Below are 19,372 nucleotides of genomic sequence, written 5' to 3' on the forward strand. Positions count from 1 at the left end.
ACCTCATTTCTTCATACGCTCGTAATATTCAGCGCTTTGCGCAAAATAAACGGACATACAATTAAGAATGCATATTCCGGGCTAAATATTGACCCGGTAAAAAACAACGACACCGGTGTGAACAGATAAAGTTGCAAGCGAAAGTTCTGGTTATCACCAAACGCGTTAATCATCATTTTGAAAACTTTAAACAGATACCACAGTGTCAACAGTACGGCGAACCAGGAAAAATAGATAATTAACAGATACAGACCATTGTCTATGGTTTTACCGACATCCGCACCGTTAAAGATTCCGAATGATGCAACATATTCGTAAAGTGAGCCGAATCTTACTACGCCATCAATATGGGTTAAGGAATAACCCACCATCACCAGTGGACCAATGATGCGATAATAGGACGACGAACCTTCCGTTCCCAAATCACCCAGACGTTCAGAAATGTACGGAAACGCAAATATTACGCCCACTAAAAATACCGTCAGAGAGATTATCGCCAGCGGCAGTTTTTTCTTAATCGCCTCTTTGTTCAGGTACTGGAACGCCCACTCCAGCAGGTAAAACAGAATAAACGTCATTACCCCGGAGAACGACCCTGACAGAACGATTCCTGCAAGAATCATAGCATCGGTCTTGGGGGTTTTGATACCGAACTGTTTGATGCTGAGCCAAATTGAGATTAATGCCAGAGCAAAAAACGCCGGTTCAAAATAGAGCGCGGTTGTACGCTTGCCACCAAACTTAATGAAGTTCAGTACATAGCTGTTACTGTATATAAGATATTTCGAAATTATTTCCATCAGGCTACTGCCGCCTGTGAGAATAATTTGCGCCATCTCCATTGCCGCAAGCACAACAATCAGCCCGACGACAATATAAAAGAACCTGAGGATTTTCCTATAATTGTGCGGAGAAATAGTTTTAAAGCGAATACTCCACACCATGCCAATAATGATAACGATATAAACAAACAGCATGGTGGAGGTGACATATTTGCTGGCGTCCAGCGACTGACCAAAGATGTAGTTAAACGCCGTCAGACCAAACCCGATGCCCAGTGAAATCATCAGCTTTTTGAGGTTAAGCTTGTCAACGTAAAGCAACAGCAGAACCGGCAGGAAGGTGACGATAGTGATCGGGAAGCTTTCACCGAGCTGGGCAATCTTAACGTTGACCAGCAGGTAGATCAGCGGCAGCAGCAGATAACTACAGATTCTGATAGAACGAGACATACTCCTCCAGCATCTGTTGTCCACTGTACGCTTTGCGGCTACGGTTGCGGAACGATTCCAGGTCCGTGCCAAAAACAGCCTGCGCGATATCGGCCTTCGACAACTGCACCAGCGGCAGCACCTCATTTTCACTGAAAGTTTTACCGCCGGATTTCTCCAGCACTTCCCGCGCGGCGTCGCTGTGGGTGGCAATCACCGGTACGCCGATGGAGAGCGCTTCGCACAGGATCAGCGGGTAGTTGTCCACGCGGGAGCTGAACACCAGCGCGTCCATACCGTTCAGCGCGCTCATCAGTTTGCGCTTGTCGGTTTCAAACCCGTGGTTCACCACGTTAGCGCCATCAAACGGCGAGAATTTGCCAAAGGTATGCAGCTCAATTTTGTCGCCGAGCGCCATCATGTCGCGCACCAGCTGCTGGTTGGTTTTGCCGTCGTAGCGCAGGTCATGGGCGACGACCGCAATTTTCGGCCTACCGGGGGTAACGGCTACGGGCGTCAGTTCGGCCAGGATCGCTTCCGTTGCCACATCAATACCGTTGTTGATGATCTGGCAGCGCCCTGCTCCGTACAGGCTATTAAAAGCGTCCGCCACGTGCTGGCTTGGGGAGATAAAGGTGCAGCCGAGCGAGAGCATATCGCGGAACAGCTGACGCTTACCCTCAACCAGCTGATGCGCGCGATCGACCTTCACAGGCGGGTAGTTGCTGAGCGTAGGGCATTTCTGGCAGTTATCTTTCCAGCCTTCGCAGCCGTCGGTAAAGGCGCAACGTCCGGTCACGCTCCAGTGGTCGTGCAGCGTCCAGACAAATCGGGTATCCGGCTTGTGCGCCTTCACCTTGCCACAAAACGCCACCACCTCTTCCAGATTCAGCCAGTAGCTGTGCAGCACGTGGAAGTGCAGCACAACCGGGCCGCGAGTGCGGGTGACGGTGCGGTAGAGATTATTCAGGTTGCCGAACAGGTCGCGGTTAAACAGACGGAACAGCGCAATATTGGCGATGGAGGTCAGACGTGGCGTCTGCTTCAGCACCTGCGGATAGTTATCATGGCTGACGCTTTTCTTGCCGCCTTTGCCGTAACCGTAAACAAAACGCGACTGTAATCCTTTTTGCAGCGCGCGCTGGTGCAGATCCAGCGCTACGCCTGCCGCCCCGCCCTCTGCGAGGCGTACGTTAAATTGCAGAATGTTCATTTAATCACCTTCACGCGGGCTTTCTCGCCCACCACCAGCGCGTTGTCCGGAATGCTGTCCAGCACCACGCTGCCTGCGCCAATCGTCACGTTATTGCCCACGGTAATGTCCCCGATCATCACCACGTTGGCGCCCAGCTCGACGTTATTGCCAATCACCGGGCAGGCCAGGCTATCTGGCCCGCGGTTGCCGATTGTCACCCCGTGGCGAATGGTGAAATCATCACCCGCGACGACGAACTTGTTGATGACCACCGCATAGCCGTGATGAATGGTAAAGCGGCGGCCAATGGTGGCAGCGGCCTGAATTTCATAGCCAAAAAAGCATTCGGTGATGATGCGGTACAGCACCAGCACCGGCGCGGCCCAGATATTGTTCAGCACATTTTTTTTGCGCCACACCGAGCAAAAGTGCGCAATACGGTAGGCCAGAACCATGCAGCACGGGCGCAGGCTCCAGCTGTTAGCGCGGCAATCTTCCAGAAACATTATTTCCCCCGAAGCCCGTCAGCCAGACGCTTGCCGTTACGTACCGACAGCAGCGTCAGCAGCGTGCGCCAGTTCATGCGCTTATTACGGATCTGATACAGGGTGAAGAGCTGATACTTCCGGCTGGCACGGTCAAACTTGTCCTTGTGCTTGCGGTAAAAATGGAAGTAGCCCGAGAATTTCTTCGGTGACGAGGTGATTTGCATCTCCCCGTGATTGATGTGCAGGATCTGCGTGGCCTCTTCCACCTTCCACGGCTCGCCGTACTCCACCACCATCCGCAGGAAGATGTCGTAATCCTGCGCGGCCTTCAGCTCGGTATCGAACAGGCACTCCTTAAAGCGCCATGCCCAGGTAAACACCTGATTGCCGATAATGTTGCGCTTGTAGAACAGGCGGCGGGAATACGGTGATTTCGGATACAGCGGCAGGCTGGCCGGCTGCGAATAGACCTCGCCCTGGCAGACATAGTCATTGGCATACAGAAACGCGTGGGTCACCAGCTGCGCTTTGTGCGACAGGAAGATTGACAGACGGTTTGGCGTCCATTCGTCATCGTCGTCGATACCGGTCAGATACTGCCCTTTCGCCTGCATAATCGCCTGGTTGCGCACCGCACACGCCCCGGAGTTGATGGCGTTGTGGGTGTACACCACGCGCGGGTCGTTCAGGTCTTCAACAAACTTTTGCAGTTGTTCGTAAGAGGAGGAACAGTCATCCACGATAATCAGTTCCCAGTTATCGTAATCCTGACGCAGGACCGATTTAATCGCGCGGATCGCCAGCTGCTGACGATTCCATGTCGGCATATAGATAGAAATCAAAGGGCGTTGTGTGGTCATGGTCTTCCCCCTTATCCCTCACCCCGACCCTCTCCCGGAGGGAGAGGGAGAAAAGCTGCACCATGCAGTCCTCTCTCCCCCCTGGGGAGAGGGTTAGGATGAGGGGGATTATTATTTACTGTCAGACTTGTATTCGTACTCGTAGTAGCCGTAATCCTGATACCCGGTCGCGCGGCGGAAGATGGAGTTCAGAATGACCCCCCTTCACCTCAATACCGTTCTGCTCAAAGCGGCTCAGGCTGGTTTCCACTTCCTTCAGGGTGTTCACCGCATAGCGTGCAACCATCAGCGTGGTGCCCGCATGACGCCCTACCACGGCAGCGTCGGTGACCGCCAGAATTGGTGGGGTATCGATCAGCACCAGGTCATAATTTTTGCTCGCCCACTCAATCAGCTGCGTGAAGCGCTCGCTCATCAGCAGTTCAGACGGGTTCGGCGGCACCTGGCCACGCGGGATCAGGTCAAATTTCGGAATCGACGTCGGCTTGGCGCTCTCGCTGATTTCCCCTTTACCGAGCAGGATTTCCGACAGACCGTTAACGTTGTTGGTGCCCAGCAGCTCGTGGGTGTAGCCCTTACGCATATCGCAGTCGATCAGCAGCACGCGCTTGTTGGTCTGGCTCACCACCGCCGCCAGGTTGGCGCAGACGAAGGTTTTACCGATTGACGGGCTGACACCGGTCATCATCAGGACGTTGTTTTTGGCCTGCATCATGGCGAAATGGAGGCTGGTACGCAGGCTGCGCACCGCTTCAATCGCCAGGTCGGTCGGGTTACCCACGGCCAGCAGCTGGCTCTGCTTGTAGCGCTTGACGCCCTTAACGGTTTTGACGCTGTCACGGGACTTCTGCCACTCGGAGAGCGGGATGCTGGCGTACACGCTGATCCCGTTCTCTTCCAGCACCTGCGGGCTTTCGATACCGCGGTTAAACAGCGAGCGCAGCAGCACGCCGACGATGGAAAGCATCAGGCCGAGAATAATGCTGCCGAGAATAATCAGCGCTTTCTTCGGCTTCAGCACGCCCGGCTGGGTAATCGCCGGGTCAACGATACGCACGTCGCCGACGGTGCTGGCTTCGGTGATTTTCAGCTCCTGCTGTTTGTTCAGCAGCTGCATGTAAACCTGCTGGCCGGATTCCACATCACGCGTCAGGCGTACAATTTCCTGCTGCGTCTTCGGCATCGCGGTCACGCGGTCATTCAGCTTCGCCTTCTCTTCTTCCAGGGTACGACGTTTCTCCAGCAGCGTGCGGTACGCCGGGTGACGTTTGGTATAGAGCTTGGAAATCTCCGCCTCTTTGAAGGTCAGCTCGTTCAGCTGCGCATCAATATTCACCATGGAGTCGAGAACCGATTTCGCCTCCAGCGGCAGATCGACGGAATCCTTGTCCTGACGGTACGCGTTCAGCTTGTTCTCAGCGTCATCCAGACGGGCGCGCACCTCCGGCAGCTGTTTACTGAGAAACGCCAGGCTTTTTGCAGCTTCCGCTGACTTACGCTCAACGTTCTGCTCCAGATAGTTGCGGGTGATGCTATTGAGGATGTCGCGAATTTGATCCTTGTCTTCACCGGTGAAGGTCATGCTCAGGACGCCGGTGTCCTTGCCGTTTTCGGTGACGGTCAGGTTGTTTTGCAGGTTGTTGATCATCCCGAGCGTCGAGAATTTGGTGACCGTAAACTCCCCGCCCTCATGTGCCTGAATTGCGCTGACCTTGATGCTGACGCCCTCTTTAGTCAGCATCTGCCCCACCTCACCGCGTGCGCTGAAGCCCGCGTCGCTGGTCAGCTGATACTGTTTTGGTCCCAGCACGGTCAGGGTAAAGGTTTGGTCCCCTGCCCCTTTTGGGATCACGAAGTCGGTCACTTTTACCGTATCGTTACTGCGCCCCATCAGGCGATCCCAGCCTGCGCCAAATACCGGGAAGGTGTTTTTGGTGACCGCGATATCCAGCCCCAGATCGTGAACCGTTTTGCCCAGTACCAGGCGCGACTGGATCAGCTGAATTTCGGCTTCCGATGCCGGCGGCTTGTTGGCCAGCGCCGAGCCGATATCCTGAACCAGCGAGTTTCCGGTATTTTGTTCGATCTGCACCAGCGCGTCGGCGCTGTAAATAGGCGTCGCGAACAGCGTATAAACGATCGCCGCCACGGCAAAGATGGCGGTAATACCCAGCACCCACCATTTCGCTTCAATAACGGTCCCGACCAGGCGACCGATATCGATTTCATCACTGCCCGACGTCGGGGCGGCAGAAGGTCTTGTTTTTTCTGTCATTGTTATCCCTGCTGAGCTTTCAGTGCCTGCGCCCACTGACGGGCAGACTGGTCTAGTAAGGTGTATACCGCCTCAAAGGCCTCGCGGCTCTTGCGATACGGATCGGGAATTTCGCGCTCACCATCCCAGTGACCAAACAGCATCACCTTGCCGCGCATCTCCGGTGCGATATCGCACAGCGCGTGAATGTGGCGTTTTTCCATCGCGAGGATCAGGTCATATTCCCGGCACATCCGGCCAGAGACCTGACGGGCAACGTGCCCGTCGAGTGAGAGGTTATGCTCAAGGGCAACGCTTGCGGCACGTTCGTCGGCACCTTTTCCGACCAGCGCGCCCAGCCCTGCGGAGTCGACCGTTAACGCAGGCTGGTAATTTTTCAACAGCCTTTCAGCCGTGGGGGAACGGCAAATGTTCCCCACGCACACCACCAGAATTTTGTTAAACATCGCGGCTTACCAGTTATGAACGTCGCTCGCCGTATCCGTCATGTAGCGAACGCCACTGATGGTAGGCAGCAACTGGTTGATCAGACGGTTCCAGCGGGCAACCGGCGCGGTGGTGACATAGACCACATCGTACGGCTGGAGACGGAACGACGTTGCCATGACCAGGGACGTCGCGTCGGACATATCCAGCTGGTAGATGTTGGCAATCTTGCCCTTCGCGTTCTCGCCTTTGATAGGACGGATCACGAAGATACCGCTGGCGTTGGAGGCGGTCAGATCGATGCCTTCCGCATTGCCCAGCGCTTCGGTCAGGGTCATACCGCTGAAGTCCATCTTGAGGGTGCTCTGTTTCTTCACTTCACCCATCACGAACACTTTCAGATCGTCGTTGCGCGGCACGTACAGAATATCGCCCGGATAAAGGAGGCGGTTCTGGGTCAGGTCACCGTTTTGCATCAGCGCCTGAAGCGAAATGCGCTGCTCTTTGCCGTTGTGGGTCAGCACCACGTTGCGCCAGTCAGCGCCGTCGGTTAAGCCGCCTGCGGCATTGATCGCATCGAGAACGGTGAGCGGGACGTTAGTGATCGCCTGCTGGCCGGATTTATTGACCTGGCCAGAGATATAGGCTTTCTGGGATCGGAACGCGGCGATATTAACGTCCACCTGCGGGTCAGCAATGTACTGCGCCAGGCGGCCGGTAATATCACTACGGATCTCAGCAAGCGTTTTGCCCGCGACGTGCACTTTGCCAATGTAGGGATAGAACATGGTGCCATCGGACTGTACCCAGTTACCGGTGTCGCTTGAGCTGCGGTACTGGCCCGCAGGCGTGGTCAGTTCAGGGTGATCCCAGACGGTCACATTAATGACGTCACCCGGACCCACACGATACTGGTAAGAGGCAATTTCCTGGTCCAGAGACATATTTGGCTGAGCAACATTTGGACGTGGGCGTAATTGTTCCACCAGACGTGGGGTTAATGGATACACATTCACCATTTTGTCGAGATCAAAATCAGCATCCTGCTGTTTAATCACATCCTTGCCCATTGTCGACATATTGCTGCCGGGAAAGACCGTGCAACCACTCATCAAGGTCACAGACACCAATAATGGCATCAATTTCATTTTGGATTTCATCATTGATTATTTATCACTTTGGCAGAGTAATTATCCTGTGCAATTAAAATAAGCGCGGGTCGTGGTGACAATCAGAATGCAGTTAATCATTTAGCAATATAACTGGCATCAGTCCTAAAAAAAGCTTATTCATCCATTGGCTATTGACAGAATAATTGAGGCTGATTCACACGCTTTCAGGCACGCTACCGCCCTTGGCTTTCAGTTACCAATCCACTGACTAAACAATGCGTTATGGTTAGACACCCTCTTGGATAAGGCCTTTTGCGAAATATATCAAACGCCTCACAGGGGCGATTGATAATGTATAACCTTCACCAAAGACCGAAACAAAAATAGCAACAAGGAGATTTAACATTTGATGCTGGAAGAATTGTTGCAGCTAACCTAATAGCAGGCAAGGAGACAACCGTCCTAATATTCGTTTTTAAGATTAATATTAAGAGCAAAGTTTTAAGGTTTTCGGATTTTCTTTATATTGACAAAATAGATCGCCGGACCATTTATTGCGATATTTCCTAAATATCGACTTGTGTAATTAAATCTTCGCAATTAACTTATTTACACCGCCCGGCAAATGGGGTTTACCAGAGTGTAGCATTAAGAGAAATCTCACCCCGGCATTGCAATTTCCGTCGGCTTTATCCATGATCGAAGTGTGACATTAGTCATATAACAGAAGGTATTGCATTTATTATGGAATGGATTGCCGATCCATCAATCTGGGCCGGGCTGGTGACGCTGGTCGTCATCGAATTAGTGCTCGGCATTGATAACCTGGTGTTTATCGCCATCCTTGCCGATAAATTACCCCCTTCACAACGCGACCGCGCCCGCGTGACGGATCTTCTGCTCGCCATGGTGATGCGTCTGCTGTTACTGGCCTCAATCTCCTGGCTGGTGACGCTGACCAAACCCTTATTCAGCGTGCAGGGTCTGAGCTTTAGCGCCCGCGACCTGATCATGCTTTTCGGCGGATTGTTCCTGCTGTTCAAAGCCACGGTTGAGCTTAATGAGCGGCTGGAAGGAAAAGACAGTGAAAACCCCACCCAGCGACGCGGTGCAAAATTCTGGCCGGTGGTCGCGCAGATAGTGGTGCTGGATGCCGTCTTTTCTCTCGACTCCGTGATCACGGCCGTCGGGATGGTTGACCATCTGGCGGTGATGATGGCCGCCGTGATCATCGCCATCACCCTGATGGTGCTCGCCAGCAAAGCCCTGACGCGCTTTGTGAACAGTCACCCGACTATCGTCATCCTCTGTCTGAGCTTCCTGCTGATGATTGGCTTTAGCCTGGTGGCGGATGGTTTTGGCTTCCATATCCCGAAAGGGTATCTGTACGCCGCCATTGGTTTCTCGGTGCTGATTGAGTTTCTCAACCAGCTAGCCATTTTCAACCGTCGCCGTTTTCTCTCCGCGAACCAGACATTACGACAGCGCACCGCAGATACGGTGATGCGCCTGCTGAGCGGCAAAAAAGAGGATGCCGAGCTGGATGCTGAATCCGCGGCGATGCTTGCCGACCACAGCGACGGGCAGATCTTCAACCCGCAGGAACGCCGGATGATAGAGCGCGTGCTTAACCTCAACCAGCGCTCGGTGAGCAGTATCATGACCTCCCGCCATGACATTGAGCATATTGACCTGACGGCGCCGGAAGAGCAGATCCGCGCCCTGCTGGATAAAAACCAGCACACCCGCGTGGTCGTGACCGGCGGTGAAGAGGAAGAAGAGCTGCTGGGCGTGGTACACGTGATTGACCTCCTGCAACAGCAGCTCCATGGCGAGCCGCTCAACCTGCGGGCGCTGGTGCGCCAGCCGCTGGTCTTCCCGGAAGCGCTGCCGCTGCTCTCCGCGCTGGAGCAGTTCCGCAACGCGCGTACCCACTTCGCGTTTGTCGTTGATGAGTTTGGTTCTGTGGAAGGGCTGGTGACGCTCAGCGACGTGATGGAAACCATCGCCGGTAATCTGCCTAATGAGGTGGATGAGATCGATGCGCGTCACGATATTCAGAAAAACGCCGACGGCAGCTGGACCGCCAACGGCCATATGCCGCTCGAAGATCTGGTGCAGTTCGTTCCGCTTCCGCTGGATGAGAAGCGCGAATACCACACCATCGCCGGTTTGCTGATGGAATATCTGCAACGTATTCCGCAGCCGGGCGAAGAGGTCCAGGTGGGGGATTACATGATCAAAACCTTGCAGGTAGAGAGCCATCGCGTGCAGAAGGTGCAGCTGATACCGCTGCGCGGTGAAGATGAGATGGATTTTGAAGTGTAAAAAAGCCGGGTGGCGCTTCGCTTACCCGGCCTACGGTGTCTGGCTTTTGTAGGCCGGGTAAGGCAAAGCCGCCACCCGGCACAACAGGCATCACAGCTTATCGAGCAGCTTTTTCACGTCCTTACCTGACTGAGACTCTTTATTGCGGTCCGCCCAGTCATTCAGCCGACGTTTCGCTTCATCCTGAAGGTGCTTACGCAGGATCTGATCGACCTGCAAACTGTAATTCAACTCCTGCCATTTTCCGTATACGCGCAGCGGTATCGGCGTCTCTTTCAGGAACTCCACAAGCTGGCCTTCGCCTTCCCAGCCAGCCTTCACGCGGACGTTGAAGCGGGTGTCTGCCGTCTCTTTCACCAGATCCAGCGCGCCGGTTCCGGTCAGCGCCAGCAGTGACGACGTCCCCTGCATGTCGTCAAGCGAGAGCTGACCGTTGTCGAGGGCAAGCTCGCTGGTAAAGCTGTCCAGACGGGTTGCGCTGTCGTAGTTTTCATTCGCTTTCACGCTGCTGCTGCGTTCTACCGCCTGCTGCACCAGCTGCTGGAAGTTCAGCCCTTCCATGCGCGAATCTTTCAGCTCAACGTGCGCCTTCCCCTGCCAGCTACGACGGAAGGCGTCCGCATCAATCTTCGTACCAGAGAAATCCCCTGCCAGCGACAGCTGCCCCGTGAGGGCAATCGGGTAATTAAAGGCTTTCAGGATGGTGCCAATCTCAACGTTTTCCAGACGCGGCTGGAACGCGGCGCTGGCAACGTCTTTGCGTACATCCAGCGTGCCCGGCAGGGAGAGGTTCCCTGCTCCCATTTTTCCGCTGAGCTCGGAGATGACCAGCAGGCCGTTGTGGTTGAACATCTGGCTGCTGACGTCAGTAAAATCAATCCCACGCCAGCGCACGCTGTTCGCTTTCAGCAGAATGTCGGCGGTAAATCCGCGCAGGCCGTTGTAGTCAGGCTGATCGAGATTTGAGGAGATCACCGGACGCGACTGCGTGACCTGGCTTTGCCCCACCTGCGTGGCTCCCTCATCGGTCGCGTTCACCGGTTGGGGCGGAAGCAGGTTCTCGAGGTTCAGCTTGTCGAATTGCAGATCCAGCACCCACTTAGGTTTCTCATCAAGCGTGACGCTCGCCTGCCCCTTCAGGGCACTGTCGTTGGCCTGGAGGTTGAGCGCGTTCAGTTCGAGCTGTTTGCGCTCTTCATGCCACACCGCCTTCATCGTGCCCTGGCCGGCAATCCCCTTCGCGGGTAAATCCGCGCCGGTCAGCTGCCAGTTAAGCTGCTGAACGTCCGCAGTCAGCTGGTGCGGATAATCAGAGGCGTTCACGTTCGCGTTCATCGACAGGTTGAGATCGCGCTGATTGCGGTTGATCCGCCCGGAGAACTCCATGGTGGCGTGATGGTTGGCATCCTGCTCCATCCTGAGGTTGATATTGCGTACGGTGATCTGTTCGTCATCTTCATGCTGGAAAACCAGCACGCTGTCGGCAACTTTCAGATTACCAATATCGAACGACCAGCCGGTGTCAGACGGGACGTCAGGCAAGGTGTTTTCACGCGGTGCGACCGGAGCATCCGCCTGACGAACGGCTTCGGTTTGCGGCGTAAGCTGAATCACCGCCCCTTTCAGCATCACCTGTTCAACCTGGAGCTGATGGGATAAGAGCGGGATGAGCGCGACATCAAGACGCATGTTATCCGCCGTGACCAGCGGCTGCGCGGCACCCGGCGCGGTGAGGGACATACGTCCGGAGAGAATGCTGAGCTGAGGCCAGACGTGCCAGCGCAGCGGCCCGTCCAGCTTGAGTTCATACCCGCTGCGCGCTTCCACCTGCCGCACCATGTAGGCCCGGAAGTCATTCGGGTTAACCAGCAGCACCAACGCTGAAAGGCCAGCCACCAGCACCACCAGCAAAATCATCAGCGTTGTCAGAACTCTTCTCATGGCTTCCTCAGTGAACTCACAGATCAGTCTTTATCGATACGACTGGCAACCGCACCCTGCTGGTCGCGATATTTTGCGTCCTGACGGCGGTTATAAGGACGGTCTGCCGGGCCGGTCAGCGGTTCAAAGCTCAACGCACCAATCATCATTCCCGGACGAAGCGCCAGCGGCAATTTACCGGCGTTAAAGAACTCCAGCACGATACGGCCAGACCAGCCCGGATCGATACGGTGCGCGGTGACGTGCACCATCAGGCCCAGACGCGCCAGGGAAGAGCGTCCGTCAAGCCAGCCGACCAGGTCCGCAGGCAGCGTGACCGATTCAAAGGTCACCGCCAGCGCCAGTTCGCCAGGATGGAGATAAAACGCCTCTCCTTCTTCGATGACGATTTCGTCGCTCATGACGCGATCCAGCGCCGCACTGACTTCGTCTTTCGGCCCGCTGAGGTCGATAAACGGTGCCGTGTGGCCGCTGAAGGTGCGGAATTTATTCCCCAGACGCACATCGACGGTCACGCCGTTAATACGCTCAACCGGCGGACGCGGGGTGATAGACAGGCGGCCTTCATCCAGCCAGGCTTCTATATCGCGGTCACAAAGACGCATGGCACTTTCTCCTTTCGTGCATCGCGCCCTGAAGCCTTACGGCGTCAGGGCAAAACCAGGTTATCTCTGAACGGTACACAATTCACACGGCTTATTCAAAAAACTGACTGATTTTCGCTTTTAAGATATCAATGGCAATACGGTTTTTACCGCCGCGAGGCACGATAATATCGGCGTATTGTTTCGAAGGTTCAATAAATTGCAGGAACATCGGGCGAACGGTTTTCTGATATTGCGCCATCACGGAGTCCATGGAGCGGCCGCGTTCGTTAACGTCGCGTTTAATACGCCGCATCAGGCAGATATCCAGCGGAGTGTCGACGAAAATCGAGAAGTTCATAGATTCGCGCAGACGGGCGTCGGTGAGCAGCAAAATCCCTTCAAGGATAATCACCTTCTTGGGCTCGATACGGATCGTTTCCTGGGTGCGGGTATGTTCCACGTAGCTGTAGACGGGCAGCTCAATCGCCTCGCCGCGCTTCAGCGCTTCCAGATGCTGGAACAGCAGGCTGTGATCCATCGCACTGGGGTGGTCGTAGTTGGTTTTTACGCGCTCTTCCATCGAAAGATGGGATTGATCTTTGTAATAGCTATCTTCGGGAATCACACCGATATGCTCATCACCCACTTGTTCACGCAGTTCGCGATAAAGCGTACTGGCAATAAGACTTTTACCTGAAGCCGATGCGCCGGCGATGCCTATGATGACGCACTGATGAGACTTATCAGTCATAAATTTAGCGACCTGATTAACCTGGATGTAAGGAAGGACGACGCCGGAGCGTCAAACGCGGCAATTATAGGGATTTCGGGGGCGTGATACCAGTCGAATGCGCAGGTTATGCGAGGCGGGCTGAAAAGCGCTGTTTCACGCCTTTAGCAAAATTTTTACGCGCGGTTTTTCGCCATTTCATCACCCTTCTTCGCAGAGTAACTATTTTATAAGTCTATGAAGTCAAAATCTGACCACTCAGCATATGAATTGTAAAATGTTTGTACTAGCATAAACCAAATTATTAATTTCACGCGTCCGGACCTGGCTCCTGACAACATGGCGTCCCTGGATAGAGCGGTAATGAATAAACAATACCAGCGGGTTTTGGTTACTACCCCACATCCTTTACTGCGGCTTGTCTGTCTGGGTCTGGTCACGTTCATCTTCACCTTATTTTCCCTCGAGCTGACTCGCTTCGGTACGCTGCTGGCGCCACTATGGTTCCCGACTTCAATTATGATGGTGGCGTTTTACCGCCATGCGGGAAAAATGTGGCCCGGCATTGCGCTCGCCTGCTCCTTTGGCAATATTTTTGCCTCGTGGATGCTCTTCTCATGGGCATCGATCAACATCACCTACACGGCGATCAATATCATTGAGGCCACGGTTGGCGCGCTGTTACTGCGTAAGTTGCTCCCCTGGTATAATCCGCTGCAAAACCTCAACGACTGGGTCCGGCTTGCCCTCGGCAGTGCCCTGGTGCCGCCGCTGGTGGGGGGCGTTCTGGTTCATTTTCTGGTGCCGAGCGCGGAGCCGCTGCGTAATTTCCTTGTCTGGGTACTTTCAGAAGCCATTGGCGCACTGGCGCTGGTGCCGTTAGGTCTGCTGTTTAAACCGCATTACCTGCTGCGCCACCGCAACCCGAAACTGCTGCTGGAAACGCTGGTGACCCTGGTCGTCACGCTGGTTCTTAGCTGGACGGCAATCACCTGGCTGCCGTGGCCATTCACCTGCATTATCGTTCTGCTGATGTGGAGCGCGGTCCGTCTGCCGCGTATGGAAGCGTTCCTGATATTTTTATTCACCATCATGATGGTGTCCCTGATGATGGCGCGAAATCCTCTCTCCATGACGCCCTCCACCATGATTGTCACCTTCAACGCGCCGTGGCTCCCCTTCCTGATGATGCTGCTCCCCGCCAACATTATGACGATGGTGATGTATGCCTTCCGGGCCGAGCGTAAACATATTACGGAAAGCGAAGAACGTTTTCGCAATGCGATGGAGTATTCCGCGATTGGTATGGCGCTGGTGGGCGTTGAGGGCCAGTGGCTCCAGGCCAACAAGGCGCTGTGCAATTTCCTCGGTTACAGCCAGTCTGAGCTTCAGTCGCTCACGTTCCAGCAGTTAACCTGGCCGGAAGATTTAAATACCGACCTGGAGCAGTTGCAACAGCTGATTCACGGCGAGATCAACACCTACACCCTCGAAAAACGCTACTACACCCGCAGCGGAGAGGTGGTGTGGGCGCTGCTGGCCGTCTCCGTTGTGCGCCATGCCGACGGCACGCCGCTCTACTTTATTGCCCAGATTGAAGACATCAACGATCTGAAACAGACCGAGTGGGTGAATAAGCGTCTGATGGAGCGTATCACTCTCGCTAACGAAGCCGGCGGAATCGGGATTTGGGAGTGGGATCTCGAGCCGGACGTAATCAGCTGGGATAAACGGATGTTTGAGCTGTACGAGATCCCCTCGCACATTAAACCCACCTGGCAGCTCTGGCATGCGGCCATGGTGCCTGAAGATCGTACGCACGCCGAACAGGTCCTGCGTGAGTCACTCCAGGCCAGGGTACCTTTCAAGCTGGAATTTCGCATTCGCGTCAAGGATGGCATTCGCCACATTCGTTCGCTGGCGAACCGGGTGCTGAACAAACAGGGCGAAGTGGAGCGGCTGTTAGGGATCAACATGGATATGACCGAGGTGAAGCAGCTGAACGAGGCGCTGTTCCAGGAAAAAGAGCGCCTGCATATCACCCTCGACTCCATCGGCGAAGCGGTGCTGTGTACCGACATCGACATGAACATCACCTTTATGAACCCGGTCGCCGAGAAGATGAGCGGCTGGTCGCAAAGCGAAGCGCTGGGTCAGCCCGTTCTGAAGGTGCTGCACATTACCTTCGGCGAGAACGGTCCGTTAATGGAAAACATCCACAGCGGCGATATGTCCCGTACCGATATCGAACAGGATGTGGTGCTTAACTGCCGCAATGGCGGCAGTTTCGACATTCATTACAGCATTACCCCCCTCAGCACTCTGGAAGGGCACACCATCGGCTCGGTGCTGGTGATTCAGGACGTCACCGAGTCGCGCAAAATGCTGCGCCAGCTGAGCTACAGCGCTTCCCATGACGCCCTTACCCACCTGGCGAACCGCGTCAGCTTTGAAAACCACCTTAAGCGCCTGTTGCAGACGGTACAGGAGACCCATCAGCGTCACGCGCTGGTCTTTATCGATCTTGACCGTTTCAAGGCGGTGAACGATACGGCAGGCCACGCGGCGGGCGACGCTCTCCTGCGCGAACTCTCTTCGCTAATGCTGACCATGCTGCGCTCCAGCGACGTGCTGGCGCGTCTGGGCGGCGACGAGTTTGGCCTGCTGCTGCCGGACTGCAACGTCGAAAGCGCACGCTATATTGCGGGCCGGTTGATCGACGCCATCAACAACTATCATTTTTCCTGGGAAGGACGCCTGCACCGCATTGGCGCCAGCGCGGGGATTACGCTGATTGACGACACCAATTACCAGGCTGCGGAAGTGATGTCTCAGGCCGATATCGCCTGCTACGCCTCGAAAAACAGCGGGCGCGGCGTGGTCACCGTCTACGAACCCCAGCAGGAGCGGATCCACAGCACGCGCAGCATGATGTCGCTGGACGAGCAGTGGCACATGATTAAAGATAACCATCTGCTGATGATCGCCCGCAGCGTCGCCTCGCCGCGCATTCCCGAGAGCAGTAGCTTCTGGCTGATTTCCTTGCGGCTGTGGACCAGCCAGGGGGAAGTGCTGGAAGAGCATGCCTTCCGCGCCGGGCTGGCGGAGCCGGAGCTGCTGCACGCCCTGGACCGACGGATATTCAGCGAATTTTTCCGTACCTATGCCGCACAGGTGGCGGCCAAAGGAATGGGCGTCGCGCTGCCGCTCTCAGAAGCGGGTTTAGCCAGCGTCACGCTGGTGGATGAGCTGCTCGACCTGATCACCAGAGGTCCGCTGCCGGCGCGGCTGCTGCATCTGGCGATCGCCGTTGATGTGCTGAGCAATACGGATGAAAACGTGCAGCAGGGTCTGCAAAAGCTTCGTCAGGCCGGCTGTCGCGTGGTGCTGACCCGGGTCGGACGCGATATGAACGTCTTCAGCCAGCTCAGCGCCAACACCGCCGATTATCTGCTGCTGGATACAGACATGGTGACCAACGTCCACGGCAATCTGATGGATAAGATGATGGTGACAATCATTCAGGGCCACGCCCAGCGTCTGGGCATAAAAACCATTGCCGGGCCATGCCATCAGTCGATCATGATGGATACGCTGTCGGGCATCGGCGTTGATTTTATTTACGGCGACACCATCGGGGAAGCGCAGCCGCTCGATCTACTGCTGAATACCAGCTATTTCGCCATCAACTGACGGCGACCAGCCGTCGGTGTACCAGATATGTAACAGCGCATACGAGCGCCACGGCTGCCAGCGTTCGGCATAGCGACGGATCTGCGCGGGCGTCATACCGGCAAAGCGCTGTTTAATCAGATAGTCATCCGGCAGGAAAACATCCTTCGCCTGCCAGCCGCGCAGGGCCAGATAATTCGCGGTCCAGCGCCCGATGCCGGGGCGCTGCTGTAGCGCCTTCATCCCGGCCTCAACGTTCGCAGGCGGGAACAGCGGGAATTCACCGTCCACCACCGACTGCGCCAGATGAATCAACGACTCCGCACGCCTGAGCGGCATCCCGAGGGCTTTCAACGCCAGCGGATCTGCCGCGGCCAGCACCTCTGGCGGAGGAAAGCAGAGATAGCCCGGCGCATCCTCAATGGGTTCACCGCACAGCGCCACCACCCGTGACGCCAGTTTTGCCGCCATCGCCACGCTCACCAGTTGCCCGAGAATGGCGCGCACGCCCTGCTCGTATGCATCCATCGCGCCGGGCAAACGTAAGCCCGGCCGCGCCGCGCCGAGCTCGCCGAGAGTCTGCGCAATGTGCAGCGGGTCGCAATCGAGGTCAAACAGGCGGGAGATGCGGTCGAGGCAGATATCCGCCACCGGGATCAGGCCAGGGCTGAGCGACACCGCCAGCGTAGGGGTTGCGCTGTCTGGCGTAACCCGGAAAACGCCCTGGTGCCCGGCATAGCCAAAACTGCGCTCGTAGTAATCCTCCGTAACGGTTTCAACCCCCGTGACCGCACGCGCGGCAAGAAAGCCAAACATCCACGACCAGTCGTAGGGCGGTTGCCAGTTCAGGGTGTACATCGTCTCTCCTTTTGTATTTACCTCAGCATAAACCGAAAGATCGCCTTGCGCCTTGCTTTCATATTCCTGTTGTCGCCTGGCAGACATTTCGCTAAAGTCTCGCCCCTTCTCACCGGCATGGGGATTTATTGTGTTTATTGGATTCGACTACGGCACCGCAAACTGCTCGGTTGCGATAATGCAAAACGGACAACCGCAGCTCCTGAAAATGGAAAACGGCAGTACGCTGTTGCCGTCAATGCTTTGTGCGCCCACGCGTGAAGCGGTGAGCGAGTGGCTGTTCCGCCACCATCAGGTTCCGGCCACGGCGGCGGAGACCCAGGCGCAGCTGCGCCGTGCGGTCAGCTTTAACCGCGAGGAAGATATCGACGTTACCCCGTCCAGCGTGCAGTTCGGCCTCTCTTCCCTCGGGCAGTATATTGAAGACCCGGAAGAGGTCTACTTCGTTAAATCGCCGAAATCCTTCCTCGGCGCCAGCGGCCTGAAGCCGCAGCAGGTGGCGATGTTTGAAGATCTGGTCTGCGCGATGATGCTGCACATCCGCAATCAGGCGCAGTCCCAGGTGCCGGATGCCATCACCCAGGCGGTGATTGGCCGTCCGATTAACTTTCAGGGGCTGGGCGGCGACGAAGCCAACCAGCAGGCGCAGGGGATCCTTGAGCGTGCAGCGCACCGGGCAGGCTTCCGCGACGTGGTGTTCCAGTATGAGCCGGTTGCGGCGGGGCTGGATTTTGAAGCCACGCAGACGGAAGAGAAACGGGTGCTGGTGGTGGACATCGGCGGCGGTACGACGGACTGTTCATTACTGCTGATGGGTCCCCAGTGGCATCACCGTCGCGATCGTGAAAATAGTCTGCTGGGGCACAGCGGCTGCCGCGTGGGCGGTAACGATCTTGATATTGCCCTGGCCTTCAAGAGCCTGATGCCGCTGCTCGGTATGGGCGGTCAAACCGATAAAGGCATCGCCCTGCCGATCCTGCCGTGGTGGAACGCGATTGCCATCAACGACGTCCCTGCCCAGAGTGATTTTTACAGCACCGCGAATGGCCGTTTCCTCAACGATCTGGTGCGTGATGCGCAGGATGCAGAGAAGGTCGCACTTCTGTATAAGGTGTGGCGTCAGCGCCTGAGCTACCGGGTGGTGCGCACCGCCGAAGAGAGCAAAATTGCCCTTTCCGATCGTCCAGAGCATACGGTTTCGCTGCCGTTTATCAGTGACGATCTGGCTACGGCTATCACTCAGGAAGGGCTGGAAATGGCGCTGACTCAGCCGCTTCAGCGTATTCTGGAGCAGGTGCAACTGGCGCTTGAGAACGGCAACGTGAAGCCGGACGTAATTTACCTGACTGGCGGTAGCGCCCGTTCGCCGCTGATCAAGAAAGCGCTGGCGGAACAGCTGCCGGGGATCCCGATTGCCGGCGGCGATGACTTTGGCTCCGTTACGGCAGGGCTGGCGCGCTGGGCGCAGGTGGTGTTTAGCTAATGGGGTTGTGCCGGGTGGCGGCTTCGCCTTACCCGGCCTACAAGATCCTCCAACCGTAGGCCGGGTAAGCGCAGCGCCACCCGGCGAAGGCGAAACAGCGCGCCACACTCAGACAATTCCCGACAGTCTTCCATATTTCCTCCATTTTTCCGCTGTGTTAGCTGACTAAACTAGTATCATTCCCCGAAAGAGTTTCAGGATGAGAA

The 19,372-nt window shown here is 55.8% G+C and carries 13 protein-coding genes and 1 pseudogene; 3 read left to right on the forward strand and 11 right to left on the reverse strand.

Going from position 1 to position 19,372, the window contains the following annotated elements:
- Positions 1-11: 11 nt before the first annotated feature.
- From wcaD to KTH07_RS12320, 7 genes and pseudogenes are all read right to left on the reverse strand, one after another.
- The gene (gene wcaD, locus KTH07_RS12290; protein ID WP_032619341.1) at positions 12-1,232 is read right to left on the reverse strand and encodes a colanic acid polymerase WcaD; all 1,221 of its coding nucleotides are present in this window, start codon (positions 1,230-1,232) and stop codon (positions 12-14) included.
- Positions 1,207-2,424, reverse strand: a complete 1,218-nt coding sequence (wcaC, locus tag KTH07_RS12295) for a colanic acid biosynthesis glycosyltransferase WcaC (protein ID WP_017383273.1) — start codon at positions 2,422-2,424, stop codon at positions 1,207-1,209. The genes wcaD and wcaC overlap by 26 nt, the downstream gene beginning before the upstream one ends.
- A complete protein-coding gene (gene wcaB / locus KTH07_RS12300; RefSeq protein ID WP_003863505.1) occupies positions 2,421-2,912 on the reverse strand; it encodes a colanic acid biosynthesis acetyltransferase WcaB in 492 nt (163 codons plus the stop codon). Before wcaB ends, wcaC begins: the two co-directional genes overlap by 4 nt.
- On the reverse strand, positions 2,912-3,754 hold the full coding sequence (gene wcaA / locus KTH07_RS12305) for a colanic acid biosynthesis glycosyltransferase WcaA (protein ID WP_017383272.1): 843 nt from the start codon (positions 3,752-3,754) through the stop codon (positions 2,912-2,914). Before wcaA ends, wcaB begins: the two co-directional genes overlap by 1 nt.
- 111 nt (positions 3,755-3,865) lie before the next feature.
- Positions 3,866-6,029 (reverse strand): annotated as a pseudogene (wzc, locus tag KTH07_RS12310) (tyrosine-protein kinase Wzc).
- Positions 6,030-6,031: 2 nt separating this feature from the next.
- The gene (gene wzb, locus KTH07_RS12315) at positions 6,032-6,475 is read right to left on the reverse strand and encodes a low molecular weight protein-tyrosine-phosphatase Wzb (protein ID WP_003862078.1); all 444 of its coding nucleotides are present in this window, start codon (positions 6,473-6,475) and stop codon (positions 6,032-6,034) included.
- A gap of 6 nt (positions 6,476-6,481) precedes the next feature.
- Complete coding sequence (locus tag KTH07_RS12320) at positions 6,482-7,618, reverse strand: polysaccharide export protein (RefSeq protein WP_003862079.1); 1,137 nt, start codon at positions 7,616-7,618, stop codon at positions 6,482-6,484.
- 693 nt (positions 7,619-8,311) lie between these two features.
- On the opposite strand from KTH07_RS12320, the gene KTH07_RS12325 reads away from it, so the two are divergent.
- Complete coding sequence (locus KTH07_RS12325) at positions 8,312-9,895, forward strand: TerC family protein (protein ID WP_217310758.1); 1,584 nt, start codon at positions 8,312-8,314, stop codon at positions 9,893-9,895.
- A gap of 90 nt (positions 9,896-9,985) precedes the next feature.
- Here KTH07_RS12325 and asmA read toward each other — a convergent pair whose 3' ends face one another.
- The 3 genes from asmA to udk all read right to left on the reverse strand — a co-directional run bounded on the left by asmA (position 9,986) and on the right by udk (position 13,174).
- On the reverse strand, positions 9,986-11,836 hold the full coding sequence (asmA, locus tag KTH07_RS12330; RefSeq protein WP_032619339.1) for an outer membrane assembly protein AsmA: 1,851 nt from the start codon (positions 11,834-11,836) through the stop codon (positions 9,986-9,988).
- A 23-nt stretch (positions 11,837-11,859) separates the two neighbouring features.
- The gene (gene dcd, locus KTH07_RS12335; protein WP_006811250.1) at positions 11,860-12,441 is read right to left on the reverse strand and encodes a dCTP deaminase; all 582 of its coding nucleotides are present in this window, start codon (positions 12,439-12,441) and stop codon (positions 11,860-11,862) included.
- A 91-nt stretch (positions 12,442-12,532) separates the two neighbouring features.
- Positions 12,533-13,174 (reverse strand): uridine kinase, encoded by a 642-nt coding sequence (gene udk / locus KTH07_RS12340; RefSeq protein ID WP_000130320.1) that lies wholly within the window; start codon positions 13,172-13,174, stop codon positions 12,533-12,535.
- Positions 13,175-13,516: 342 nt separating this feature from the next.
- Here udk and KTH07_RS12345 point away from each other — a divergent pair, with 342 nt between their 5' ends.
- The gene (locus KTH07_RS12345; protein ID WP_063161945.1) at positions 13,517-16,846 is read left to right on the forward strand and encodes a diguanylate cyclase; all 3,330 of its coding nucleotides are present in this window, start codon (positions 13,517-13,519) and stop codon (positions 16,844-16,846) included.
- On the opposite strand, the gene alkA is transcribed toward KTH07_RS12345, so the two are convergent.
- Positions 16,811-17,683: a DNA-3-methyladenine glycosylase 2 gene (alkA, locus tag KTH07_RS12350; RefSeq protein ID WP_017693082.1), complete on the reverse strand. Its 873-nt coding sequence runs from the start codon at positions 17,681-17,683 to the stop codon at positions 16,811-16,813. The genes KTH07_RS12345 and alkA overlap by 36 nt on opposite strands.
- Positions 17,684-17,813: 130 nt before the next feature.
- On the opposite strand from alkA, the gene yegD reads away from it, so the two are divergent.
- Positions 17,814-19,166: a molecular chaperone gene (gene yegD, locus KTH07_RS12355; RefSeq protein WP_032619337.1), complete on the forward strand. Its 1,353-nt coding sequence runs from the start codon at positions 17,814-17,816 to the stop codon at positions 19,164-19,166.
- Positions 19,167-19,372 lie beyond the last annotated feature (206 nt).

Source organism: Enterobacter cloacae complex sp. ECL72 (assembly GCF_019056635.1).
GTDB classification, from domain to species: Bacteria; Pseudomonadota; Gammaproteobacteria; order Enterobacterales; family Enterobacteriaceae; genus Enterobacter; species Enterobacter hormaechei_C.